The sequence below is a fragment of the Allobosea sp. OK403 genome, assembly GCF_900113835.1.
Taxonomy (GTDB): Bacteria; Pseudomonadota; Alphaproteobacteria; order Rhizobiales; family Beijerinckiaceae; genus Allobosea.
In genome coordinates, this window is the sequence record NZ_FOQV01000003.1 from 987,238 (window position 1) to 1,010,328 (window position 23,091).

Below are 23,091 nucleotides of genomic sequence, written 5' to 3' on the forward strand. Positions count from 1 at the left end.
GTCTTCCTTCGGAGCGTGCGGTGTTCAAGACGTGGATGCTCGGCACAAGGCCGAGCATGACGTGGTTGGCATGCGCCTCACCCTCGACCGGACGGTCTGAACCATGCGAATCCCCTGCCCCCATTGTGGCGCCCGCGACGCCCAGGAATTCACCTATCTCGGCGACGCCAATCCCAAGCGTCCCGACGGGATGGAAGCGACCGAGGCCGCGATGTTCGACTATGTCTATCAGCGCGACAACCCGGCCGGCCGGTTTCGCGAGCTCTGGTATCACGGCGCGGGCTGCCATGCCTGGCTCGTGGTGACGCGCGACACCAAAACCCACGCGATCGAGGCCGCCGAGCCGGCAAAACCGACCAAGGCCGGAGCCGCGGCATGAGTTCGCAACCCTTCCGTCTCAGTGCCGGCGGCCTGATCGACCGCACGCAGGCGCAATCCTTCCGCTTCGACGGCAAGCGCTACGAAGGATATGCCGGCGACACGCTGGCCTCGGCTCTCCTGGCGAATGGCGTCCGGCTCGTCGGCCGCTCGTTCAAGTACCACCGCCCGCGCGGCATCCTTTCGGCCGGAGCGGAGGAGCCCAATGCGCTGGTCGAGCTGCGCGCCGGCGCAAGGCGCGAGCCCAACACCCGCGCGACAGTCGCCGAGCTGTATCATGGGCTGGAGGCGCGCAGCCAGAACCGCTGGCCCTCGCTCGCCTTCGACCTGCTTTCGGTCAACTCGCTCTTCGGCGCCGGCCTGGTCGCGGGCTTCTACTACAAGACCTTCATGTGGCCGGCAGCCTTCTGGGAGAAGCTCTACGAGCCGCTGATCCGCCGGGCGGCAGGGCTCGGGCGGGCCGCGCCCCATGAGGATCCCGACCATTACGAGAAGGCCTTCGCCTTCTGCGACGTGCTGGTGATCGGCGGCGGGCCGGCAGGCCTTGCTGCCGCGCTGGCAGCAGGGCGCAGCGGCGCACGCGTCATCCTCTGCGACGAGGATTTCCGGCTGGGCGGCGCCTTGCTTGCCGAGAAACGCGAGATCGACGGCCGGCCGGCGGCTGAATGGCTTGCAGCGACGCTGGCCGAACTCGCCAGCCTGCCGGATGTAACGATCATGCCGCGCAGCACGGTCTATGGCGTCTACGACCATGGCATCTATGGCGTGGTCGAACGTGTGAACGACCATCTGCCGGTCCCGCCCGTGCATCAGCCGCGCCAGCGCGCCTGGCGCATCAACGCCAAACGCGCGATTCTGGCGGCGGGTGCGATTGAGCGGCCGATCGTCTTCGCCGGCAACGACACGCCCGGCGTGATGCTGGCGGGTGCAGTACGCGCCTATGTCAACCGCTACGCCGTGCTGCCCGGGCGCGAGGCTGTCGTCTTCACCAGCAGCGACGATGGCTGGGCCACAATGCGCGACCTCGCGGCGGCCGGAGCGAAAGTCGCCGCGATCGTCGATCCGCGGGTCGAAATCGATGCCGGACTGATGGCACTGGCAAGCCGGATTGGCGCGCAGGTATTCGCAGGGAGCGTGGTCAGCAGCGCCTCGGGCGGGCGGGCGCTCGACCGCGTCACCATCCGGGACGCTTCGGGGCGCGAGCAGAGCATTGCCTGCGACCTGCTCGCGGTCTCGAATGGCTGGAACCCGACGCTGCATCTGACTTCGCACCAGAATTCGCGACCGGTCTGGGACGAGGCCATCCACGCCTTCGTGCCCGGCCAGATGCCGGCGGGCCTCTCCGTTGCCGGCAGCGCGGCCGGGCGGTTCTCGCTGGCGCAGGCGCTGGCGGACGGCGCGCGGCAGGGCACTGAGGCCGCGATCGATTGCGGTTTTGCGGCGAAAGCTGAGCTGCCGCCGCGCAAGACCGATCCGGAAGGCATCGCGCTCTCACCCGTCTGGCGTGTGAAAGGCGGCAAGGGGAAGGCCTTCGTCGATTTCCAGAACGACGTCACCGACAAGGATGTCGAACTCGCCGCGCGCGAGGGCTTCAAGCCAGTCGAGCATCTCAAGCGCTACACCACGCTGGGCATGGCGACCGACCAGGGCAAGACCTCCAATATCGCGGGCCTTGCGATCATGGCCGAGCTCACGGCCAAGACCATCCCCGAGACGGGCACGACGATCTTCCGCCCGCCCTATACGCCTGTCGCGATCGGCGCGCTCGGCGGGCATCATCGCGGCCGCGACTTCAGGCCGACGCGGCTCGCGCCGACGCATCAATGGTCGCAGGACCAGGGCGCGGTCTTTGTCGAGAGCGGCGCCTGGATGCGGGCGCAATACTATCCCAAAGCCGGCGAGACCGACTGGCTGACCACTGTGAACCGCGAGGTTCTGGCAGTGCGAAACGGCGTCGGCCTCTGCGACGTCTCGACGCTGGGCAAGATCGACATCCAAGGCGCGGACGCCGCCGAAATCCTGGAGCGCGTCTACATCAATGGCTGGAAGGCCCTGCCTGTCGGCAAGGCGCGCTACGGGCTGATGCTGCGCGAGGACGGCTTCGTCATGGATGACGGCACGACCTCGCGATTGGGTGAGACGCATTTCCTGATGACCACCACCACTGCCAATGCCGGCAAGGTGATGCAGCACCTCGAATTCTGCCACCAGGTGCTCTGGCCCTCGCTCGATATCCGCATGGTCTCGGTCTCCGAGCAATGGGCGCAAGCCGCGATCGCCGGTCCGAAGGCGCGCGCGGTGCTGCAGGGCGTGATCGACCCGCAGCACGACATCTCGAACGAGGCCTTCCCCTATCTCGCGGCGCGGGAGATCACGGTCGGCGGCGGCATTCCGGCGCGGCTGTTCCGGATCTCGTTTTCGGGCGAGCTCGCCTATGAGCTCGCCGTGCCCGCCGACTACGGCGACGCGATGATGCGGGCGCTGATGGCGGCGGGCGAGCCGCATGGCATCTGCGCTTACGGCACCGAGGCACTCGGCGTGATGCGCATCGAGAAGGGCCATGTCGCCGGCAACGAGCTCAGCGGCCAGACCACGGCACGCGATCTCGGCCTCGGCAAGATGATGTCCTCGAAGAAGGATTTCATCGGGCGCGTCATGGCCAAGCGCGAGGCGCTGGTCGAGGCGGAACGGCCGAGCCTCATTGGTTTCAAGGCGGTCGATCCCAGCCAGCGACTGCGCGCCGGAGCGCATTTCATCGCGATCGGTAAGCCCGCGACGATGGAGAATGACGAGGGCTACATGACCTCGGTCGCCTATTCCCCGAACCTGAAGCACTGGATGGGGCTCGGCCTGCTCAAGAACGGCGCGAGCCGCATCGGTGAGCGCATCCGCGCGGTCGACCCCGTCCGCAACGGCGATATCGAGGTCGAGATCTGCTCGCCCGTCTTCGTCGATCCCGAAGGAACGCGCCTGCATGTCTGACGCCGCGACGAAGTCTGACGCAGCGATGAAGCCGGGCTGGACGCCCAGGAGCGCCTGGGCCGGCATCCTGTCCGAAGGGTCTTTCGGCGCGAAGGGACCGGCAGGCGTTACCGCAACCGCCAGGGAAGGCCTCGGCATCGCCAGCCTGATCGTCGCAGAGGGCGGCGATGCGGCCTTGGCCAAGGCGATGAAGGCGCGGTTCGGGCTCGCGCTACCGTCGACGCCGCAAGCGGCCATCTCGGCCGGGCGCGCGCTAGTCTGGGCCGGCCCGGGCCAGTGGCTGTTCATCGCTGGGGATCGCGGCGGTTTCGCCGACGATCTTCAGGCGCTGTCGGGGCTGGCTGCGATCGCCGACCAGAGCGACGGACGTGCCGTCCTGACCCTGTCGGGCGATAAAATCCGCGCCGCGCTGGCCAAGGGCTGCATGATCGACCTGCATCCATCCGCCTTCTCGGTCGGCAGCTCGGCCTTGACAAGCATCGCCCATATCGGTGTGCATCTCTGGCGGGCCGAGGACGGTCCCAATGGGGCGGTTTTCGAGTTCATGGTCGCGCGCAGCATGGCGGGCAGTTTCTGGTCCTGGTTCTCCGCCTCCGCCGCCGAATTCGGCTGCCAGGTCACGATTCCAAGAGCTTGTCGCGTCGGGCGAGGTTGAGCGCAGCGCGTCGCGCGCAGCCCGCCTCACCTCTCCCCATTCTATTCCTACCATTCCTGTTTCGATTTGAAGGGCCGCCTCCCCGGCGGCATCGATCATGCTCGACCGTACCGCGATCCTCACCCTCTCCTGCCCGAACCGCCCCGGCATCGTCGCCGCCGTCTCGACCCTGCTGTTCGAGGCCGGCTGCAACATCCTCGATGCCCAGCAATTCGACGACACCGAGACCGGCCGCTTCTTCATGCGTGTCGTCTTCAACCGTCTCGATGACGGGCAACAGCCGGCGGCAATCGCCGCCTCGGTCGACGATTTGGCCAAGCGCTTTGGTATGGCCTTCACGCTGCGCGAGCGCGGAGCGAAGAAGCGCGTCATGCTGCTGGTCTCAAAATTCGACCATTGCCTGACCGATTTGCTTTATCGCTGGCGCATCGGCGAATTGCCGATGGAGATCACTGGCATCGTCTCAAATCACGGCCGCGACAGCATCGCCTCGACCGATATCGGAGATTTGCCGTTCCATCACTTGCCGGTGACGCGCCAGATCAAGATGGAACAGGAGGCCGAAATCTGGCGCTTGGTCCAGGAAACCAAGACCGATCTTGTGGTGCTCGCGCGCTATATGCAGATCCTGTCTGACGGTTTCTCGGCCAAGCTTCTCGGCCGCTGCATCAATATTCATCACTCCTTCCTGCCCGGCTTCAAGGGCGCCAAGCCCTATCACCAGGCCCATGAGCGCGGCGTGAAGCTGATCGGGGCGACGGCGCACTACGTCACGCCCGATCTCGATGAAGGCCCAATTATCGAGCAGGACGTCGAGCGCATCTCGCATCGCGATACGCCCGACGATCTCGTCCGCAAGGGCCGCGACATCGAACGGCGCGTGCTTGCCCGCGCCGTCCTCCATCATTTGGAGGATCGCGTCATCCTCAATGGCAAGAAGACCGTCGTCTTCACCGACTGAACGGCATAAAATTGCGCCGCCCGAGCTCATCGCGAACGTATCGCAGCGTTCCGCGCAAGCGATGACATGCGCGCGCCGCGCGGTGGAAGCGTCCTCAGCATCCACCGCTGCGCTGCACGGTTGACGCATCGATTGGCACATGCCTTGCTCAGGGCGATCGGGGAAAGAGCGGTGCGGTAAGCGCCGCCTGTCGATTTCTGTCGCTTGAAGTGGAGGTTACGAATGAAAGATCATGATCTGCGACGACTGATCGAGGGGATCAAGACCGGTAGCCTGTCGCGGCGATCCTTCATCAAGAAGGCGGCGACTGTCGGCCTGGCAGCTCCCTTCGCGAACCAACTGCTTGGATTCAACGGCGTCGCGATGGCGCAGAACGCCACCATTGAATACAAGCCGACCAAGGCTGGCGGCGGTGGGCCGCTCAAGATCCTGCTCTGGCAGGCGCCGACGCTGCTGAACCCGCATTTCGCCAGCGGCACCAAGGACCAGATCGCCTCGCGCATCTTCTTCGAGCCGCTGGCCGGCTGGGACAAGGAGGGCAACCTGATCCCGCAGCTCGCGGCCGAGACCCCGAGCAAGGCCAATGGCGGTCTTTCCGCCGACGGCAAGGAAGTGACCTGGAAGCTGAAGCCTGGCGTGAAGTGGCATGACGGCAAGCCGTTCACGGCCGACGACGTCGTCTTCACCTGGGAATACGCCAAGGATCCGGCGACCGCCGCCTACACCACCGGCTCCTACAAGGACATCACGGTCCAGAAGATCGACGACCTGACCATCAAGGTCATCTTCAAGGAGGCCACGCCGTTCTGGGCCGATCCCTTCGTCGGCACGGCCGGCCAGATCCTGCCGAAGCATCATTTCGCCGATTATGTCGGCGCCAAGTCGCGCGACGCGCCGGCCAACCTCAAGCCGATCGGTACCGGTCCCTATAAATTCGTCGACTTCAAGCCGGGCGACATTCTCACCGGGGAGCGCTTCACCGACTACCACGTCAAGAACCAGCCGCATTTCGACACGCTCGAAGTGAAGGGCGGCGGTGACGCGGTCTCGGCGGCGCGCGCCGTGTTGCAGACCGGCGAATTCGACTATGCCTGGAACCTGCAGGTCGAGGACGAGGTCCTCAAGCGCATGGAGACCGGCGGCCGCGGCAAGATCAGCGCCGTCGCATCCGGCGACATCGAGTTCATCATCCTCAACACCACCGATCCGTGGACCGAGGTCGATGGCGAGCGCTCGAGCGTCAAGACCAAGCACCCGACGCTGTCAGACCCGAAGGTGCGCGAGGCGATCAACCTGCTGATCGACCGCGACTCGATCCAGAAGTTCATCTATGGCCGCGGCGGCATCGCCACGGCGAGCTTCGTGAACGAGCCGAAAATGTTCAAGTCGCAGAAGCTCAAATACGAGTTCAGCGTCGACAAGGCGAACAAGATCCTCGACGACGCAGGCTATAAGCGCGGCGCGGACGGCATCCGTGAAAAGGATGGCAAGAAGCTGAAATACGTCTACCAGACCTCGATCAACGCCCCGCGCCAGAAGACCCAGGCCATCATCAAGCAGGCCTGCCAGCGCGCCGGCATCGAGCTGGAGCTGAAGTCGGTCACCGCCTCGGTGTTCTTCTCGTCGGATGTCGCCAACCCCGACACCTACACCAAGCTCTATGTCGACATCGAGATGTACACCACGACACAGCCGCAGCCCGATCCGGAGCGCTTCCTCAACCAGTTCACCACCGAGGAGATCGCCAACAAGGAGAACAAGTGGCTCGGCCGCAACGTCTCGCGCTACTCCGACCCGGCCGCGGACGCGGCCTTCAAGGCCGCCCAGAAGGAGCTCGATCCGGCCAAGCGCGCAGCGCTCTTGATCAAGGTCAACGAGATCTTCTGCGAGGCGAATGTGATCCTGCCACTGCTGTCGCGCACCCGCGTCGCCGCGTCCGTGCATAATCTCGTGCATGATCACAGCGGCTGGGACGTCGACACCTGGAACCTCGCGGCCTGGTATCGTAGCTGAGACCCTGGTCCTTCGCGCAGCTAGCGCTTCGTGAAGGGCCTGTTCGCCGCCTGCAGGCACCAGCGTGCTCGCAGGCGGCGAGCCATTTTCGTCCGCGGACCAACCGCGTGCTCACAGAGACCGTTTCATGGCCAGTTATTTGCTCCGGCGCCTGTTGATCGCCATTCCCAGCCTGCTCGGGATCAGCCTTATCCTGTTCACGGTGCTTGCAATGGCGCCGGGCGATCCATTCTCGGAAATGGCGACCAATCCGAACGTGCCGCCTGAGGTACGCGAGGCGCTGCGTGCCAGCTTCGGCCTCAACGATCCCATCATGGTGCGCTATCTGCGCTGGCTGACATCGATGATGCAGGGCGACTGGGGCTTCTCCTTCGCCAGCCGCATCAATGTCGACAAGCTGATCCTGCAGCGCGTGCCGACCACCCTCTTCGTCGTCGGCTCCTCGCAGATCCTGGCGCTGTTGATCGCGTTGCCTGTCGGCATCTATGCCGCGACGCGGCCCTATTCGGTGTTCGACCAGATCGCCAACACGCTCGCCTTCGTCGGTTTCTCGCTGCCGACCTTCTTCACCGGCCTGCTCTTCATCCTGGTCTTCTCGGTGGCGCTGGACTGGTTCCCCTTCGTGTATCGCTCCGACATCGCCGCCACGGGCTGGCGCTGGTACTGGGAGATGTTCCGCCAGGCGATCATGCCGATCATGGTGCTCGGCCTGTTCCAGGCGGCCTCCTACACGCGCTATGTCCGCTCGGCGGTGCTCGACGTCATCCGGCTGGATTACGTCACCACAGCCCGCGCCAAGGGCCTGAGCGAGAGGAAAGTGACGCTTCGCCACATCACACGCAATGCGCTGATCCCGGTCGTCACGCTCGTCGCCCTGCAGATGCCGGCCGTGTTCGGCGGCGCCATCGTCACCGAGCAGATCTTTCGCATTCCAGGCATCGGCTCGCTGCTGATCGACGCGATCCTCGCCAATGACACACCGGTGATCATGGCTGTGACCTTCGTCTTCGCCTGCCTCGTCGTCATCTTCAATCTCATCGCGGATCTTCTTTATGGCTGGCTCGACCCTCGCATCTCCTTCAGCTGAACCCGTGGTGGTACCAGCGAAAACGAGCGCTGCGGTCTCGCCGGGGCGCGAGACCTGGCGGCGTTTCCGCCGCCACCGGCTCGCCATGGCGAGCTCGGTCGTGCTCGCCATATTGGTGCTCGGTGTCGTCATCGGCCCCTGGCTCTGGCCGATTGCGATCAACGACATCGACTTCTCGGCCCAGCTCCAGACCCCGTCCTGGGCCCATCCCTTCGGGACCGACGATCTCGGCCAGGACATTCTGGCGCGGATGATCTATGGCGGCCGCATCTCGCTCGCCGTCGGCCTCGCGGCCATGTTCGTCGCCACCTTCGTCGGCGTCGTCGTCGGCGCGCTGGCGGGCATGTCGCGCCGCTATGTCGACTCCTTCCTGATGTGGGTGACCGACCTGTTCCTGTCGCTGCCGCAGCTGCCGCTGCTGCTGCTCGTGATCTATCTCTTCCGCGAGCAGCTCAAGGCGGCCTTCGGCGTCGAGGGCGGCGTCTTCGTGCTGATCGTCATCGTCATCGGCGGGCTGAAATGGATGCCCGTGGCGCGGCTGGTGCGCGCCCAGTTCATGTCGCTGCGCGAGAAGGAGTTCGTCGAGGCGGCGCGCGCGCAGGGCGCGACCAAGTTCCGGCAGATGGTCCACCACATCCTGCCGAACGCGCTCGGCCCCGTGATCGTGGCGGCGACCATCGAGGTTTCCTCCGCGATCATCGCGGAATCAACGCTCTCCTTCCTCGGACTGGGCTTCCCGCCCGACATCCCGACCTGGGGACGCCTGCTCTTCGACGCCAAGGACCATCTCGATTCCGCCCCGCACTGGGCTCTGTTCCCCGGTGCTGCGATCTTCCTCACCGTGCTCTCGATCAACTTCATCGGCGACGGCCTGCGCGACGCGCTCGATCCGCGCCGCGTCATCTGACACAAACCTTAGAAGGCACCCCTCATGACAACTCCTCCCATCCTGTCCGTGAGCAACCTGACGACGTCTTTCCGCGTCGAGGGTCTGTGGAAGCCGGTCGTGCGGAACGTCTCCTTCGACATCGCGCCGAAGGAGACGCTGGCCGTCGTCGGTGAATCGGGCTCGGGCAAGAGCGTGACCGCGCTCTCGATCATGCGATTGACGCCCTCGGGCAACAGCCGCATCGAGGGCTCGATCAAGCTGAGCGGGCAGGAATTGCTGACCCTGCCGGACTCCGACATGCGCAAGATCCGCGGCAATGATGTCGCGATGATCTTCCAGGAGCCGATGACCTCGCTCAACCCGGTGCTGACCATCGGTTTCCAGATTGCCGAGGCGCTGATCCTGCATCGTAACCTGTCGCGCTCGGCGGCCGAGGCCGAGACAATCCGCCTGCTGGAGAAGGTCCGCATCCCGGCGGCCAAGTCGCGCTTCCACGAATATCCGCATCGTTTCTCGGGTGGCATGCGCCAGCGCGTGATGATCGCCATGGCGCTGGCCTGCAAGCCCAAGCTCCTGATCGCCGACGAGCCGACGACCGCGCTCGACGTGACGATCCAGGCGCAGATCCTGGAACTGATCAAGCTGCTGCAGGAGGAGGAAGGCATGTCCGTCCTCTTCATCACCCACGACATGGGCGTCGTCGCCGAAATCGCCGACCGCACGGTGGTGATGTATAATGGCGAGGCGGTCGAGACCGGGACGACGGAAGACATCTTCGCCCGCGCCCACCACCCCTATACCCGCTCCCTGCTCTCGGCCGTGCCGAAGCTCGGCTCGATGACCGGGCGCCGGCGGCCGATGCGCTTCCCCGTCGTCGATCGCCTGACCGGCGAATCCGATGTGCCGACCGAGACGCCCGATACGGTCGAGGCGAGCGAGCGGCCGGTGATCGAGGTCAGCAACCTAACCACACGCTTCGAGATCCGCTCCGGCCTGCTCGGCAAGGTCCAAGGCCGCGTCCATGCGGTCGAGAACGTCTCCTTCAGCGTGCAGGCCGGCGAGACCCTGGCGCTGGTCGGCGAGTCCGGCTGCGGCAAATCGACGACCGGGCGCTCGGTGATGCGCCTGATCGAGCCGCTGGCGGGCTCGGTGCTGCTCGACGGCGTCGATGTCCTCAAGCTCAACCAGCATGACCTGCGCGAGCAGCGCAAGCGCATGCAGATGATCTTCCAGGACCCCTTCGCGAGCCTGAACCCGCGCATGAATGTCGGTGCGGCGATCGCGGAACCCCTGCTGATCAACAAGCTCGCGACCCGCTCGGAAGCGCGCGACAAGGTCGCCGAATTGCTGCGCCGCGTCGGCCTTCAGCCGGATATGGCGAGCCGCTTCCCGCACGAATTCTCGGGCGGCCAGCGCCAGCGCATCTGCATCGCGCGCGCACTTGCGGTCGAGCCGCGCCTGATCGTGGCGGATGAATCGGTCTCGGCGCTCGACGTCTCCGTCAAGGCGCAGGTGATCAACCTGATGCTCGAGCTCCAGGCCAGGATGAAGCTCGCCTATCTCTTCATCTCGCACGACATGGCGGTGGTGGAGCGGGTGAGCCATCGCGTCGCGGTGATGTATCTCGGCGAGATCGTCGAAATCGGCCCGCGCGAGGCGATCTTCGGCAATCCGCAGCACCCCTACACCAAGCGCCTGCTCGCCGCCGTGCCGATCGCCGATCCGACGCGCCGTCACGAGAAGAACCCGGTCTCCAACGACGAAATCAAGAGCCCGGTGCGCGCAGCCGACTATATCCCGCCGATCCGCCAGTACCGCGAAGTCTCGCCCGGCCACGCCGTGATGATCTGGGGCGAGGAGTGGGAGAAGCCTACCGTGCAGGGCATCGCCGCCTGAGCTTTCTGAGCTCCGTGAAGAACAGAAGCCCGCGGCAGCGATGCCGCGGGCTTCTTGTTGGCTTGGAGCAGCGGCCCGCAAAGTGGGAAGCGGCTTTCGGGATAGGCCGATGCAAGATCAAAATCCGCCTGCCGTCCGGAGCTTCGCCCTCGGGTTCGACCTTTGGTCGGCCCAAAGATAAACGCCGCGAAGAGCCGTGAAGGACGGCAAGCCTCCTGCGCTGAACCGTCAGGCGCCGCGGCCGATGCCGTGATAGGTGAAGCCCAGCGCCTTCATCTCCTGGGGCCGGTAGATGTTGCGCAGGTCGACCACGACCGGGCTCTTCAGGGACGCCTTGACGCGCTTCAGATCGAGCGCGCGGAAGGCGTTCCACTCGGTGATGATCACCAAGGCGTCAGCCCCCTCGATACAATCATAAGGCCCCTCGGCGAAGCCGACATTCAGAACCTGGCGCGCCTGCTCCATGCTCTCGGGGTCATAGGCGATGACCTCCGCGCCTGCCGCCTGCAAGGCCGGAATGATGTCGAGGGAGGGCGCATCGCGCATATCGTCGGTGTTGGGCTTGAAGGCCAGCCCCAGCACGGCGATGCGCTTGCCGGCGACCGAGCCGCCGCAAGCCGCGATGATCTTCTCGGCCATGCGCTTCTTGCGCCTGCCGTTGACCTCGACCACCGTCTCGATCAGGCGGGTCGGGCTCTTCGCGTCCTGGGCGGTCTTGACCAGCGCGAGCGTATCCTTCGGGAAGCAGGAGCCGCCATAGCCGGGGCCGGCATGGAGGAATTTCGCGCCGATGCGATTATCGAGGCCGATGCCGCGCGCCACGTCCTGTACATCGGCGTCGAGCTTCTCGCAGAGATCTGCCATCTCGTTGATGAAGGTGATCTTCATCGCGAGGAAGGCGTTGGCGGCGTATTTGATCAATTCCGAGGTCCGGCGGCTGACGAAGAGCAGCGGGCCCTGGTTGATGTAGAGCGGGCGGTAGATCTCGGTCATGACATAGCGGGCATGATCGCTGTCGGTGCCGATGACGATCCGGTCAGGGCGCTTGAAATCCTCGATCGCCGCGCCCTCGCGCAGGAATTCGGGGTTGGAGACGACGCTGATATTGGCCCCGGGTCGGACCTCGCGCAGAATCCGCTCGACCTCGTCGCCGGTGCCGACCGGCACCGTCGATTTGGTGACGATGACGGCGTTCTCCGCCGCGAGCACGGCGATCTCACGGGTCGCCTCATAGACATAGGTCAGATCGGCATGGCCGTCGCCGCGACGCGTCGGAGTGCCGACCGCGACGAAGATCGCATCGGCATCGCGCGCCGCCTCCGTGAGATCGGTGGTGAAGGAGAGACGCCCGGCGCGCATATTCGCCTCGAGCATCGTATCGAGACCCGGCTCGAAGATCGGCACCTCGCCGTTCTTCAGCCGCGCGATCTTGGCCGGATCCTTGTCGACACAGACCACGTCATGGCCGAAATCGGCGAAGCAGACACCCGAAACAAGGCCGACATAGCCCGACCCCACCATGACAAGGCGCATCCACCATCTCCCAAACGCCGCGCACCGGTCAGTCCCGGCTGCCGGTCAGAATTTCCAAGCGGTCTAGCATTGCGCTGCACAAGGGCAAAGCGCGCGCAGCCGAAAGCGCTCCACTCAGGAGAGCTACCCTGATCGGCGCTCAGCGAGCGCGCCATCAGCAGGCATTACGGAATGCGTTCGAGATCCAAGAGCCAGGCAGCGGCTGATGCATCGCTCGGCGCCCGCCAATCCCCACGCGGCGAGAGTGAACCGCCCGAAGATACTTTCGGGCCATTGGGCACGGCCGAGCGCTTGAACTGGCTGGTCTCGAAGAAGCGCCGCACGAAGACGGTGAGCCAGCGCTTGATCGTCGGCAGGTCATAGGCGACGCGCTTGTCCGCCTCGATATTGGGTGGCCAGTCGCCGCGCGCCGCATCCGACCAGGCGTGGTGCGAGAGGAACGCGACCTTGCTCGGCCGGAAACCGAAGCGGGTGATGTAGAACAGGTTGAAGTCCTGCAGCGCATAGGGGCCGACGAAATCCTCGGTCCTCTGACTCGGTCCGTCGCCCTCGCCCGGCACGAGCTCCGGCGAGATCTCGGTCGCAAGGATGTCCAGCATCACGGCCGAGGCCTCCGCACCGAAGCGCTGCGATTGCGCCACCCAGCGGATCAGATGCTGGATCAGGGTCTTCGAGACCGAACCGTTGACGTTGTAATGGGACATATGGTCGCCGACGCCATAGGTGCACCAGCCAAGTGCCAGTTCCGAGAGATCGCCCGTGCCGAGCACGAGCCCGTTATTCTGGTTGGCGAGGCGGAACAGGACGGAGGTGCGCGCGCCCGCCTGCACGTTCTCGAAGGTGATGTCGTAGACGGGCTCGCCCTTGGCGAAGGGGTGACCGATATCGACCAGCATCTGCCGGCAGGCCGGCGTCATGTCGATTTCCTGCGCGGAGACACCGAGTGCCGTCATCAATCGCCAGGCATTGGCCTTGGTGCCCTTGCTCGTGGCGAAAGCCGGCAAGGTGTAGGCGAGGATGTTGCTGCGCGGCAGACCGAGCGCATCGAAGGTCTGCGCGGCGACGATCAGCGCCTGCGTCGAATCGAGGCCTCCCGAGACACCGATGACGATCTTCTCGACGCGCGCGCTCTCCAGCCGCTTGCGCAGGCCATGCGACTGGATGTTGTAGGCCTCGAAGCAGAGCTCGTTCAGTCGCACATCATCATTCGGCACGAAGGGGAAGCGCTCGATCGTGCGCTCCAGGCCGAGATCGGAGACGCGATCGGGAGCGAGCTCGAAGCTGACAATGCGGAAGTTCAGCCGGTCGCGCAGCGCATCGGCATTATCGCCAAAGGTGTTCTGGCGGATGCGGTCCATCACCAACCGCTCGAGATCGATATCGGCGACGATGAGCTGCGGCTCGGCGGCGAAGCGCTCGGCCTCGGCCATCAGCACCCCGCTCTCATAGATCATCGCCTGGCCGTCCCAGGCGAGATCGGTGGTGGACTCACCTGGCCCCGCCGCGGAATAGGCATAGGCCGCAATGCACCGACCAGAATGGGCCTTGCACAAGGCATGGCGCCAGTCGGACTTGCCGATGGTGACATTGCTGGCGGAGAGATTGAGCAGCACGGTCGCGCCGGCCAGCGCCGCAAACGAGCTCGGCGGCACCGGCGTCCAGACGTCCTCGCAGATCTCCATATGGATCGTGAAATCGGCGACATCAGCAGCCTTCAACAGGATGTCCGTGCCGAAGGGCACATCCTGGCCGCAGAGCACGACGCTTTCCACCGCCGCCCGCTCGCCCGAGGCGAACTGCCGGCGCTCATAGAATTCACGGTAGTTCGGCAGATAGGTCTTCGGCACGGCGGCAAGGATGCGGCCGCGATGGATCGCAATCGCGCAGTTGAACAGCCGCCCGTCAATACGCAGCGGCGCGCCGACGACGGCGACAGGCTGCAGCGACCGGCTCTCCTCAACCAGCACCCCAAGCGCCGCCAGCACCGCATCGAGCAGCGCGTTCTGCTGCAGAAGATCGTCGATCGCATAGGCGCTGATGCCGAGTTCGGGAAACAGCGCAAGCGAAGCGCCCTGCGCGTCGGCGCGACGCAGCAGACGAACCGTCTCGGCGACATTGAAGGCGGGATCGGCGACCTTCAGCCGCGGCGCGGCGCAGGCTATACGCACGAAGCCATGCGTGTGGATGTTGAAGAAACTCATCGCCGATCCAATCCGCCAAGGTGGAGCGTCCAAGGCCGAGTGTCTTATCGCGCAGGCGGTGTAGGGCGAGCAAGGGCAGTAGCCGCCCATTATCGTGCGTCGCGCTAAGCGGCCGTGCCGGAGTGTCTGTCGATCGTGGACGCGACGGGCAATTCAAGTGGCGCAAAGAGCGGCATTGGTCGTTAGCGCTGACTGCGCACTCCATACCAGCCTCGCTTTCACCCGAGGCCGCGAAGGGTTGATGAGAGGCACTCGTCACCTCCAGGCGAACACGCCCTCGCCGTCCTCAATGCGTGGCGCGGCAAGGTTGATGTCGCGTAGCGGATGCGGATATGGCGTAGTGCCCTCGACAAGGATGACGGCAGAATGACACCGCAAGAGGTGGAGAAGAGAGGCGGCCGGGCCTGCGCGGCGGTGGTATTGTATCACCCGGACACGGTCTTGCTCGCGCATCAAGCCGAGGGGCTGCGCGGGTGCACCCTTTTCGCCTTTGCCAACGGGCCCGTGAATTCCGATGCCATTGCAGCCCTGGCGCCGACCGATCTGCGGCTGATATCCAGCCCGGAGAATGTCGGCCTGGGACGAGGCCTGAATGCCGTGATGGACGCGGCTGCAGCGCAGGGCTTCACCCATGTGATGCTGCTCGATCAGGACAGCGAGCCCCCGGCCGGCATTCTCGAAACCCTGACCGAGCGCTCCCTCGCGCTGGAGCGTCAGGGCGACATGATTGCCGTTCTGGCCCCTCGCCTCGTCCCGCCGCAGGAGGGTTTCTACAAGCAAATCCGCTATGAATGGCGCGGCAAGACCGGCGCCGGCGGCCTTGCCGCAGTCGATTTCGCGCCAACCTCCGGCTCGCTGGTCAGCGTCGCCGCCTATCAGGCGATCGGCCCCTTCAGGGATGACTTCTTCATTGCCGGCATCGACGTCGAATGGGGCTTCCGGGCCTGGGATCGCGGCTGGGGATCCTATGTCGCAACCGATCTTACGGTCCCGCATCGGTGGGGGGAAAGCGTCGGCCAGGACGAGCTGAGCAAGCCTCAAATCCTGCGGCATACGCCGATCCGCAACTACTACTACGCCCGCAATGTGATCGCGGCTGCGCGGCTGCGCCATGTGCCGCTGGGTTGGCGGATCAAATCATGCGCAGGGCTCGTTGCCCAGATCAGCCTGCTCGCCCTCAAAGGTCCACCCGGGTCGCTACGCCCAGTCCGCGCCGGGATCATCGATGGTTTCAGGGGCCGGCTTGGCCCAGCCCCCGCGGGCGTGGCTTGAACGCGCACTGACGTGTCGCTTCGAGCCGGCAATCGCTTACGCCCTCAGCCAAAGCACGATCGTGCCTTGATCGATGGCCGACAGAATGACCGCGCGGATAGAAGCGCAGAACGTCCGATACCGACCGCGGCGACGGCAAATGCTTGACAGATCATAGGGGGGCTGTTTCTTCCCTGCGCCTGATGGCGTGTAATCCACACTCGGCCCCCCGGAGCGAAACGGCGTGTCACTGAAATTCCTTGTCACCGGCGGCGCCGGCTTCATCGGCTCGGCAGTCGTCCGCAAGCTGATCGGCGAGACCGAGCACCAGGTTTGCGTCGTCGACAAGCTGACTTATGCCGGTAACCTCGCCTCGCTCGCGCCAGTCGCGCAGAGCAACCGCTATCGCTTCGAACAGGCCGATATCGGCGATGGCGAGCGCATGCGCGCGATCTTCGCCGATTTCGACCCCGACATCGTCATGCATCTGGCCGCCGAGAGCCATGTCGATCGTTCGATCGACGGCCCCTCGGCCTTCATCGACACCAATATCGTCGGCACCTTCGCCTTGCTGCAGGAGGCGCTGCGGCACTGGCGCGGTCTCGACGAGGCACGCAAAGCCGCCTTCCGCCTCCACCATATCTCGACCGACGAGGTCTTCGGCTCGCTCGGCGCCGAGGGCTTCTTCCGCGAGGACACGGCCTATCAGCCCAACTCGCCCTATTCCGCCTCGAAGGCGGCGTCCGATCATCTCGTGCGGGCCTGGCACCACACCTATGGCCTGCCGACGCTGATGACCAATTGCTCGAACAATTACGGGCCGTACCACTTCCCGGAGAAGCTGATCCCGCTGATGATCATCAACGCGCTCGAGGGCAAGCCGCTGCCGGTCTATGGCAACGGCCTGAATGTGCGCGACTGGCTTTATGTCGACGACCATGCCGACGCGCTGCTGACGGTGGCGCAAAGGGGCGTCGTCGGCGAGACCTACAATATCGGCGGCCATAACGAGATGGCCAATATCGACGTGGTCAAGGGCATCTGTGCCCTGCTCGACGAACTCAGGCCCGATCCGGCCGGCTCGCGCGAGCGCCTGATCACCTATGTCACCGATCGGCCTGGCCATGATGCGCGCTATGCGATCGACGCCGGGAAGATCGGTCGCGAGCTCGGCTGGAAGCCGAAGCAGACCTTCCAGACCGGCTTGCGCCAGACCGTCGAATGGTATCTGGCCAATTCCGGATGGTGGGGCGACATACGCAGTGGTGTCTATCGCGGCGAGCGCCTCGGCGCGGCCTGATTTCAGCCACGAACAGGATCGAGACCCCCGCCCCATGTTGAGCGTCGAAGCCACCGCCATCCCGGATGTGAAGCTGATCTCGCCGAAGAAATTCGGCGATCATCGCGGCTTCTTCTCCGAGACCTATAACCGCGCGAGCTTCAAGGAAGCCGGCATCGACCTCGAATTCGTGCAGGACAACCATTCCCTGTCGGCGACCGTCGGCACGCTGCGTGGGCTGCACTTCCAGTCGGCGCCCTTCGCCCAGGACAAGCTGGTGCGCGTCGCCAAGGGCCGTATCCTCGACGTCGCCGTCGATATCCGCGCCTCCTCGCCCACATTCGGTCGCCATGTCGCAGTCGAGCTCTCGGCCGAGAACTGGAAGCAGCTCCTGGTTCCGGTCGGCTTCGCCCATGGCTTCATCACGCTCGAGCCGGATACCGAAGTGCTCTACAAGGTGACCGCGCTCTATGGCCCGCAGAACGATCACGGCATCGCTTTTGATGATCCGGCGCTGGGCATTGACTGGCGCATCCCGCATGACCGGCTCGTCCTGTCCGACAAGGACCGCAAGCATCCGCGCCTTGCCGACCTGCCGCGCTATTTCGGCTGAGGCGCCATGAGGATCGCAGTCACCGGACAGGCCGGCCAAGTCGTGCTCGCCATGCTGGAGCGGGCATCGGCAGGTGATGTCGTCATCCCGCTCGGTCGACCCGGCTTCGACCTGGAGCGGATCGAGACGATCGCTCCCGCCATTGCGGCCAGCCACCCCGACATCGTCGTCAACGCAGCAGCCTTCACCGCGGTTGACCTCGCCGAGAGCGAGGCCGAGACCGCGATGCTGATCAATGGGCAGGCTGCCGGCGAAGTGGCCAGGGCCGCTGCTGCACTCCGCGTGCCGGTGATCCAGATCTCGACCGATTATGTCTTCGATGGAGCTCTGGACCGGCCCTATCGCGAGGATGACGCGGTCGGGCCGATCTCGGCTTATGGCCGCAGCAAGCTCGCCGGCGAGGCGGCGGTCGCGGCCGCGACCCCGGACCACGCCATCCTGCGCACGGCTTGGGTCTACAGCCCCTTTGGCAAGAATTTCGTGCGTACGATGCTGCGCCTGGCCGAGACCCGCAGCGAGATTGGCGTCGTCGCCGATCAGTGGGGTTGTCCGACCAATGCGCTCAACATCGCCGACGCCGTCTTTTCCGTGGCGAGGAATTTGCTGGCCCGGCCGCAGGATGAGCGCCTGCGCGGCGTTTTCCATATGAGCGCCCAAGGCAAAGCCGTCTGGGCCGATGTCGCCGAGGCGATTTTTGCGCAACGCGCCGCCACGGGAGCCTCGCCGGTTGTGGTCAAGCGCATCGCGACCCGCGATTATCCGACGCCAGCGACGCGCCCGGCAAATTCGCGACTCGATTGCACCAAGCTTGCTACCATCCATGGCGTGACGCTGCCTGAATGGCGCGGATCGCTTTCGAGCTGCCTGACGCGGCTCATGACAGAACAGACGGGATAAACGACGATGAAGGGCATCATCCTGGCCGGCGGTTCCGGAACGCGGCTCCACCCGATGACGCTGGCGATGTCGAAGCAGCTCCTGCCTGTCTACGACAAGCCGATGATCTATTATCCGCTCACCACGCTGATGCTGGCGGGCATCCGCGACGTGCTGATCATCTCGACTCCGACCGACCTGCCGAACTTCAAGCGCCTGCTCGGCGACGGTTCGGATTGGGGCATGACGCTGAGCTATGCCGAACAGCCCAATCCCGGCGGGCTGGCGCAGGCCTATATCATCGGTGCCGATTTCGTCGCCGGCGAGCCTTCTGTGCTGATCCTGGGCGACAACCTGTTCTACGGGCACACGCTCCCGGAGATGATGGCCTCGGCCGCCGCGCGCGCCAAGGGCGCCAGCGTCTTCGCCTATCATGTGCGCGACCCGGAGCGTTACGGCGTGGTTGATTTCGACGCCAGCGGCAAGGCGAGCTCGATCGAAGAGAAGCCGAAAGTCCCGAAGTCGAACTGGGCTGTCACGGGCTTGTATTTCTACGATGCCCAGGTCGTCGAGATCGCAGGGAATCTCAAGCCCTCGCCGCGCGGTGAGCTCGAGATCACCGACGTCAACCGGGTCTATCTCGAGCGCGGCGAACTCTCGGTCGAAACCATGGGCCGCGGCTTCGCCTGGCTCGACACCGGCACACCCGACAGCCTGCTCGAAGCCGGTGAGTTCGTGCGCACGCTTGAATCGCGGCAGGGGTTGCGTATCGCCTGCCCGGAGGAGATCGCCTACCGGCAGGGCTGGATCTCCATCGAGGAACTCACAGCTCAGGGGAAGAAGCTCGCCAAAGGCGACTATGGACAATATCTGCTACGCGTAGCCGAGGGTTGAGGTGCCTCTAATCGTTCGGATCCAAGGGGCGGCCGCTCATGTCTTTCGTGAGCGCCAACGCGTAGCTCCCGGCCGGATCAAGTCGTCGCGGTCTGCTCGGGCTTGCCCATGAGGCCCCCTTATCGCATGAGTGCGCAACAGCTGCGGAATTTGGCGTTGCGCCGATTCAGGAGATAGTCGTGAGCGATCACACCGAAGATTTGCGTAAAGCCCAGGCCCGCAAGTGGTTCTATGAATTTGAACTACCTAACGGCGCCAAGACAACATCAGACATTCCAGAAGAAGTCCGACACATACACCGGTCGCGGATCGAAAAATTGCGCCAGGTTATCTCGATGTATGTCGAGGGCAGTGAACTGTCGAGCGCTCTTGATCTCGCCTCGCACGAGGGTTTTTTCTCGATCGAACTGAGCAAGCACTTTGCATCAGTACAGGGCCTTGAAATCCGCCCCGAGAGCCTCGAAGCGGCGCGCCTCATCACGCGGACCCTGGGCATTTCGAACGTGACCTACGAGAAGGCGGACCTGACGAAAACCGAGATCGACGATCGATGGACGTCCGATTTCGTGCTGGTCTATGGCCTCCTATACCATCTTGAGAATCCCGTCCAAGTCATCCGCCTGGCATCCCAACTCGCCCGCAAGCACATCCTTATCGAAACCCAAATCTTCCCGTATGACATATCCGGCCGGCTGGAGGATGGAAACTACAGATGGCAACGGGAGGTTCAGGGCGTCTTCAGCCTGTCGGTTGACTACGCCGCGCGACGCGAAGGCGGATCCACCGATATCGCCCTCGTCCCCTCCTTGAACGCACTCGTCTTCCTGCTCAAGAATTTTGGGTTCAACCGGATCGAAGTCCTGCCTTCGGCCGATGATGACTACGAGCAATTTCAGCGGGGCGCCCGCGTGGTCGTCTATGGTCAGAAATAGCCGGGCGCATCGAGACCAACGATCGGGAGCGAGCGCTTCACAAGCGCAGCTGAATGACGAGGCTCTTGTGCGCACCTCGGCTGACCGGTCAGAGATTTAATCAGCCGCGGAGCATGCGGATTTCAGTCCCGTGCCCCTCGCAGCTGCAATCGGTCCGGTGTTCGGATTTGAGCCCGTCTCCGCGCACCGCGGCGAAGCGACCCGCCGTGCGAACCTCTTCGAGCGCGGCGGAGTGGCTTTTTGATCGGCCCCCACGGGCCTCCGCCTTGCTTCGGGAGCTTCCAACCGGGATCCGGCAAGCTGCGATAGTGGACGCGCCAGACCCGATTCGATATAGAGCCTGAACCTTGGCGGACCGTAAGACAGGCGCATGCGCGCGATACGATCAGGATTCCTGTCACCTCCAACGGCCTGCCTGTCCCTGTATTCTGGAAGTCGAGAAAGTTACCTTGGAGATGGGTATAAGGACGGTCGGACGATTGGGCCGCAGGTGGAGCGACGCGGCCGGCTCGATCTGGCGCAATCGCGAGATCATCAAGAGCTTCGTGGTTCGGGATATTGTTGGACGCTACAGGGGGTCGTTCGGCGGCTTGTTGTGGTCGCTGATCAACCCGCTTCTGATGCTAGCGATGTACACCTTCGTATTCGCAGTCGTTTTCAAGGCCCGCTGGTCCAGCGCAGCGCCGGACAACGGCGTAAGCTTCGCGGTCGTTCTCTTTGTCGGGCTGATCGTGCACGGGTTCTTGGCGGAATGCCTGACGCGATCGCCCCGGCTGCTGATTGAACATGCGAATTTCGTCAAGAAGGTCGTATTCCCGCTTGAGGTGCTGCCGATCATCACAGTCGGCGTGGCTCTGTTTCATGCCGGCATCAGCCTGATTGTCCTGTTCGCCGCGCTGCTGTTTTTCGGCAACCCCGTGCATGCCACCGCGCTTCTGCTGCCCGTCGTCATCGCCCCATTCGTGCTGCTGACGCTCGGCCTGACCTGGTTCGTTGCGGCTCTCGGGGTCTATATCCGCGACATCGGGCAGGTCATCGGCCTGCTGACCACCATGATGCTTTTCCTCTCGCCGGTATTCTACCCATTGTCAGCCTTGCCCGAGGGCCTACGCGGCCTCGTGCTTTTCAACCCCCTCACACTACCCATCGAGCAGCTGCGTGATATCCTGATCTGGCGCCGGCTTCCCGATTGGAACGCGCTCGCGGCCTACTACGTGCTGGCCCTCGCCATGGTTTCTTTCGGTTATTGGTGGTTCCAGCGCAGTCGCAAGGGGTTCGCGGATGTCCTCTGACATCACCGTTGCGGTCAACGGTGTCAGCAAGGGTTTCCGGACCTATGCGCGACCGGAGGATCGCCTCAAGCAAGCGTTGATGCCCCGCCTTGCCCGCCTGCTTGGCCGCTCGGTGCACCGCTACTTTCGTGAGTTCTGGGCGCTGCGAGATGTGACCTTTTCGATCCGGAAAGGCGAGACCGTCGGCATCATCGGTCGAAATGGCGCGGGCAAGTCCACCCTCCTACAGATCATATGCGGGACGCTGGCGCCGACGACAGGCACTGTTCAAACGTCGGGCCGCGTCGCCGCGCTGCTCGAACTGGGCGCGGGATTCAACCCGGAATTTACCGGCCGCGAGAATGTCTATCTCAACGGCAGCCTGCTCGGCCTCTCCACGGCCGAAATCAACGCCCGGCTACCGCAGATCGAGGCCTTCGCCGATATCGGCGACTTTATCGATCAGCCCGTAAAGACCTACTCCAGCGGCATGACCGTGCGGCTCGCATTCGCGGTTATCGCGCATGTCGATGCCGAAATTCTCATCATCGACGAAGCACTTGCCGTCGGCGACGCCTTGTTCGTTCAAAAGTGCATGCGCTTTCTCCGGGGTTTCGCCGAGCGGGGAACGTTGCTGTTCGTGAGCCACGACACTGCAGCCGTGCTCTCCTTGTGCGATCGAGCCATCTGGCTCGACGGTGGAACCATCGTCGAGGACGGGGTCCCGAAGGTCGTTTCGGAATCCTATCTGGTGCGCATGCATTCCGCGGTGCAGGGCCTGGACCTGAACTTGACGCGCGTGTCGACTATCCCCCCCGAAACGCCGCCTCCTTCCGACCACGACGCCGACGCCGACGCCGACAACGTCGTTGTTCCGGCACAGGGAACGTCATCCTTTGGCGCCGGAGGAGCCGAGATCAATCAGGTGACGATGGCCAATGAGGCAGGTCGGGCGATCCGTTCCGTAGAGGGCGGCGAGGAGGTCACACTCGCGGTTCGCGTGCGCGTTCAGGCTCCCCTGGCCAACCCGATCCTCGGCTTCTACGTTCGCGATCGACTGGGGCAGAACCTGTTCGGTGAAAACACGTTTCTCACCTATCAGGGCAGCGACCTTGGGGCAGCCCCCGGAGAAATCTTGCAGGCGTCGTTCCATTTCAGGATGCCCTACCTGGTCCATGGCGACTACAGCATCTGCGTTGGGGTCGCCGACGGCACGCCCGAGGTCCATGCTCAACATCACTTTATCAACGACGTGCTGATTTTCAGATCACTGCAGAAGAATGGCCATCGCGGCCTGCTCGGACTCACTGACATGCGGGTTCGTTTCGAGCGAACCATCTAAAACCCGCTCCAACACCAGCCCCATGCCCGAGACCCGAT

General features: G+C 64.2%; 18 protein-coding genes. 16 read left to right on the forward strand and 2 right to left on the reverse strand.

Going from position 1 to position 23,091, the window contains the following annotated elements:
• Positions 1-103: 103 nt before the first annotated feature.
• The 8 genes from BMZ97_RS15835 to BMZ97_RS15870 all read left to right on the forward strand — a co-directional run bounded on the left by BMZ97_RS15835 (position 104) and on the right by BMZ97_RS15870 (position 10,861).
• Positions 104-379 (forward strand): sarcosine oxidase subunit delta, encoded by a 276-nt coding sequence (locus tag BMZ97_RS15835; protein ID WP_092171131.1) that lies wholly within the window; start codon positions 104-106, stop codon positions 377-379.
• A complete protein-coding gene (locus tag BMZ97_RS15840) occupies positions 376-3,360 on the forward strand; it encodes a sarcosine oxidase subunit alpha family protein (protein WP_092171133.1) in 2,985 nt (994 codons plus the stop codon). Before BMZ97_RS15835 ends, BMZ97_RS15840 begins: the two co-directional genes overlap by 4 nt.
• The gene (locus BMZ97_RS15845; protein ID WP_092171136.1) at positions 3,353-4,015 is read left to right on the forward strand and encodes a sarcosine oxidase subunit gamma; all 663 of its coding nucleotides are present in this window, start codon (positions 3,353-3,355) and stop codon (positions 4,013-4,015) included. The genes BMZ97_RS15840 and BMZ97_RS15845 overlap by 8 nt, the downstream gene beginning before the upstream one ends.
• Before the next feature lie 97 nt (positions 4,016-4,112).
• Positions 4,113-4,976 (forward strand): formyltetrahydrofolate deformylase, encoded by an 864-nt coding sequence (purU, locus tag BMZ97_RS15850; protein WP_092171139.1) that lies wholly within the window; start codon positions 4,113-4,115, stop codon positions 4,974-4,976.
• Between the two features lie 222 nt (positions 4,977-5,198).
• Positions 5,199-6,989, forward strand: a complete 1,791-nt coding sequence (locus BMZ97_RS15855; protein WP_092171141.1) for a peptide ABC transporter substrate-binding protein — start codon at positions 5,199-5,201, stop codon at positions 6,987-6,989.
• 127 nt (positions 6,990-7,116) lie between these two features.
• Positions 7,117-8,076 carry an ABC transporter permease gene (locus BMZ97_RS15860; RefSeq protein ID WP_092171144.1) on the forward strand — a complete coding sequence of 320 codons (960 nt, stop codon included), beginning with the start codon at positions 7,117-7,119 and terminating at the stop codon, positions 8,074-8,076.
• Complete coding sequence (locus BMZ97_RS15865; RefSeq protein WP_092171145.1) at positions 8,042-8,983, forward strand: ABC transporter permease; 942 nt, start codon at positions 8,042-8,044, stop codon at positions 8,981-8,983. The genes BMZ97_RS15860 and BMZ97_RS15865 overlap by 35 nt, the downstream gene beginning before the upstream one ends.
• 24 nt (positions 8,984-9,007) lie before the next feature.
• A complete protein-coding gene (locus tag BMZ97_RS15870) occupies positions 9,008-10,861 on the forward strand; it encodes an ABC transporter ATP-binding protein (protein ID WP_092171148.1) in 1,854 nt (617 codons plus the stop codon).
• 228 nt (positions 10,862-11,089) lie between these two features.
• Here BMZ97_RS15870 and BMZ97_RS15875 read toward each other — a convergent pair whose 3' ends face one another.
• Positions 11,090-12,394, reverse strand: coding sequence for a UDP-glucose dehydrogenase family protein (locus BMZ97_RS15875; protein ID WP_092171150.1), 1,305 nt, complete (start codon positions 12,392-12,394; stop codon positions 11,090-11,092).
• A gap of 164 nt (positions 12,395-12,558) precedes the next feature.
• Positions 12,559-14,595 carry an NAD(+) synthase gene (locus tag BMZ97_RS15880; RefSeq protein ID WP_092171153.1) on the reverse strand — a complete coding sequence of 679 codons (2,037 nt, stop codon included), beginning with the start codon at positions 14,593-14,595 and terminating at the stop codon, positions 12,559-12,561.
• A 441-nt stretch (positions 14,596-15,036) separates the two neighbouring features.
• On the opposite strand from BMZ97_RS15880, the gene BMZ97_RS15885 reads away from it, so the two are divergent.
• From BMZ97_RS15885 to BMZ97_RS15920, 8 genes are all read left to right on the forward strand, one after another.
• A complete protein-coding gene (locus BMZ97_RS15885) occupies positions 15,037-15,867 on the forward strand; it encodes a glycosyltransferase family protein (protein WP_139221229.1) in 831 nt (276 codons plus the stop codon).
• Between the two features lie 223 nt (positions 15,868-16,090).
• On the forward strand, positions 16,091-17,146 hold the full coding sequence (gene rfbB / locus BMZ97_RS15890; RefSeq protein ID WP_092171158.1) for a dTDP-glucose 4,6-dehydratase: 1,056 nt from the start codon (positions 16,091-16,093) through the stop codon (positions 17,144-17,146).
• A gap of 34 nt (positions 17,147-17,180) precedes the next feature.
• On the forward strand, positions 17,181-17,738 hold the full coding sequence (gene rfbC, locus BMZ97_RS15895) for a dTDP-4-dehydrorhamnose 3,5-epimerase (RefSeq protein ID WP_092171161.1): 558 nt from the start codon (positions 17,181-17,183) through the stop codon (positions 17,736-17,738).
• A gap of 6 nt (positions 17,739-17,744) precedes the next feature.
• Positions 17,745-18,635 carry a dTDP-4-dehydrorhamnose reductase gene (rfbD, locus tag BMZ97_RS15900; protein ID WP_092171163.1) on the forward strand — a complete coding sequence of 297 codons (891 nt, stop codon included), beginning with the start codon at positions 17,745-17,747 and terminating at the stop codon, positions 18,633-18,635.
• A 6-nt stretch (positions 18,636-18,641) separates the two neighbouring features.
• Complete coding sequence (rfbA, locus tag BMZ97_RS15905; protein ID WP_092171166.1) at positions 18,642-19,508, forward strand: glucose-1-phosphate thymidylyltransferase RfbA; 867 nt, start codon at positions 18,642-18,644, stop codon at positions 19,506-19,508.
• A gap of 179 nt (positions 19,509-19,687) precedes the next feature.
• Entirely contained in the window at positions 19,688-20,440 is a 753-nt protein-coding gene (locus BMZ97_RS15910) for a class I SAM-dependent methyltransferase (protein WP_092171169.1), read from the forward strand.
• Positions 20,441-20,919: 479 nt separating this feature from the next.
• The gene (locus tag BMZ97_RS15915) at positions 20,920-21,732 is read left to right on the forward strand and encodes an ABC transporter permease (RefSeq protein WP_244546426.1); all 813 of its coding nucleotides are present in this window, start codon (positions 20,920-20,922) and stop codon (positions 21,730-21,732) included.
• Positions 21,722-23,053 (forward strand): ABC transporter ATP-binding protein, encoded by a 1,332-nt coding sequence (locus BMZ97_RS15920; RefSeq protein WP_092171174.1) that lies wholly within the window; start codon positions 21,722-21,724, stop codon positions 23,051-23,053. Before BMZ97_RS15915 ends, BMZ97_RS15920 begins: the two co-directional genes overlap by 11 nt.
• Positions 23,054-23,091: the final 38 nt, after the last annotated feature.

Coding starts and splice junctions, on each gene's coding strand:
- BMZ97_RS15835 (WP_092171131.1), top strand. CDS start 104: ATGCGAATCCCCTGCCCCCATTGTGGCGCCCGCGACGCCCAGGAATTC.
- BMZ97_RS15840 (WP_092171133.1), top strand. CDS start 376: ATGAGTTCGCAACCCTTCCGTCTCAGTGCCGGCGGCCTGATCGACCGC.
- BMZ97_RS15845 (WP_092171136.1), top strand. CDS start 3,353: ATGTCTGACGCCGCGACGAAGTCTGACGCAGCGATGAAGCCGGGCTGG.
- purU (WP_092171139.1), top strand. CDS start 4,113: ATGCTCGACCGTACCGCGATCCTCACCCTCTCCTGCCCGAACCGCCCC.
- BMZ97_RS15855 (WP_092171141.1), top strand. CDS start 5,199: ATGAAAGATCATGATCTGCGACGACTGATCGAGGGGATCAAGACCGGT.
- BMZ97_RS15860 (WP_092171144.1), top strand. CDS start 7,117: ATGGCCAGTTATTTGCTCCGGCGCCTGTTGATCGCCATTCCCAGCCTG.
- BMZ97_RS15865 (WP_092171145.1), top strand. CDS start 8,042: ATGGCTGGCTCGACCCTCGCATCTCCTTCAGCTGAACCCGTGGTGGTA.
- BMZ97_RS15870 (WP_092171148.1), top strand. CDS start 9,008: ATGACAACTCCTCCCATCCTGTCCGTGAGCAACCTGACGACGTCTTTC.
- BMZ97_RS15875 (WP_092171150.1), bottom strand. CDS start 12,394: ATGCGCCTTGTCATGGTGGGGTCGGGCTATGTCGGCCTTGTTTCGGGT.
- BMZ97_RS15880 (WP_092171153.1), bottom strand. CDS start 14,595: ATGAGTTTCTTCAACATCCACACGCATGGCTTCGTGCGTATAGCCTGC.
- rfbC (WP_092171161.1), top strand. CDS start 17,181: ATGTTGAGCGTCGAAGCCACCGCCATCCCGGATGTGAAGCTGATCTCG.
- rfbD (WP_092171163.1), top strand. CDS start 17,745: ATGAGGATCGCAGTCACCGGACAGGCCGGCCAAGTCGTGCTCGCCATG.
- rfbA (WP_092171166.1), top strand. CDS start 18,642: ATGAAGGGCATCATCCTGGCCGGCGGTTCCGGAACGCGGCTCCACCCG.
- BMZ97_RS15920 (WP_092171174.1), top strand. CDS start 21,722: ATGTCCTCTGACATCACCGTTGCGGTCAACGGTGTCAGCAAGGGTTTC.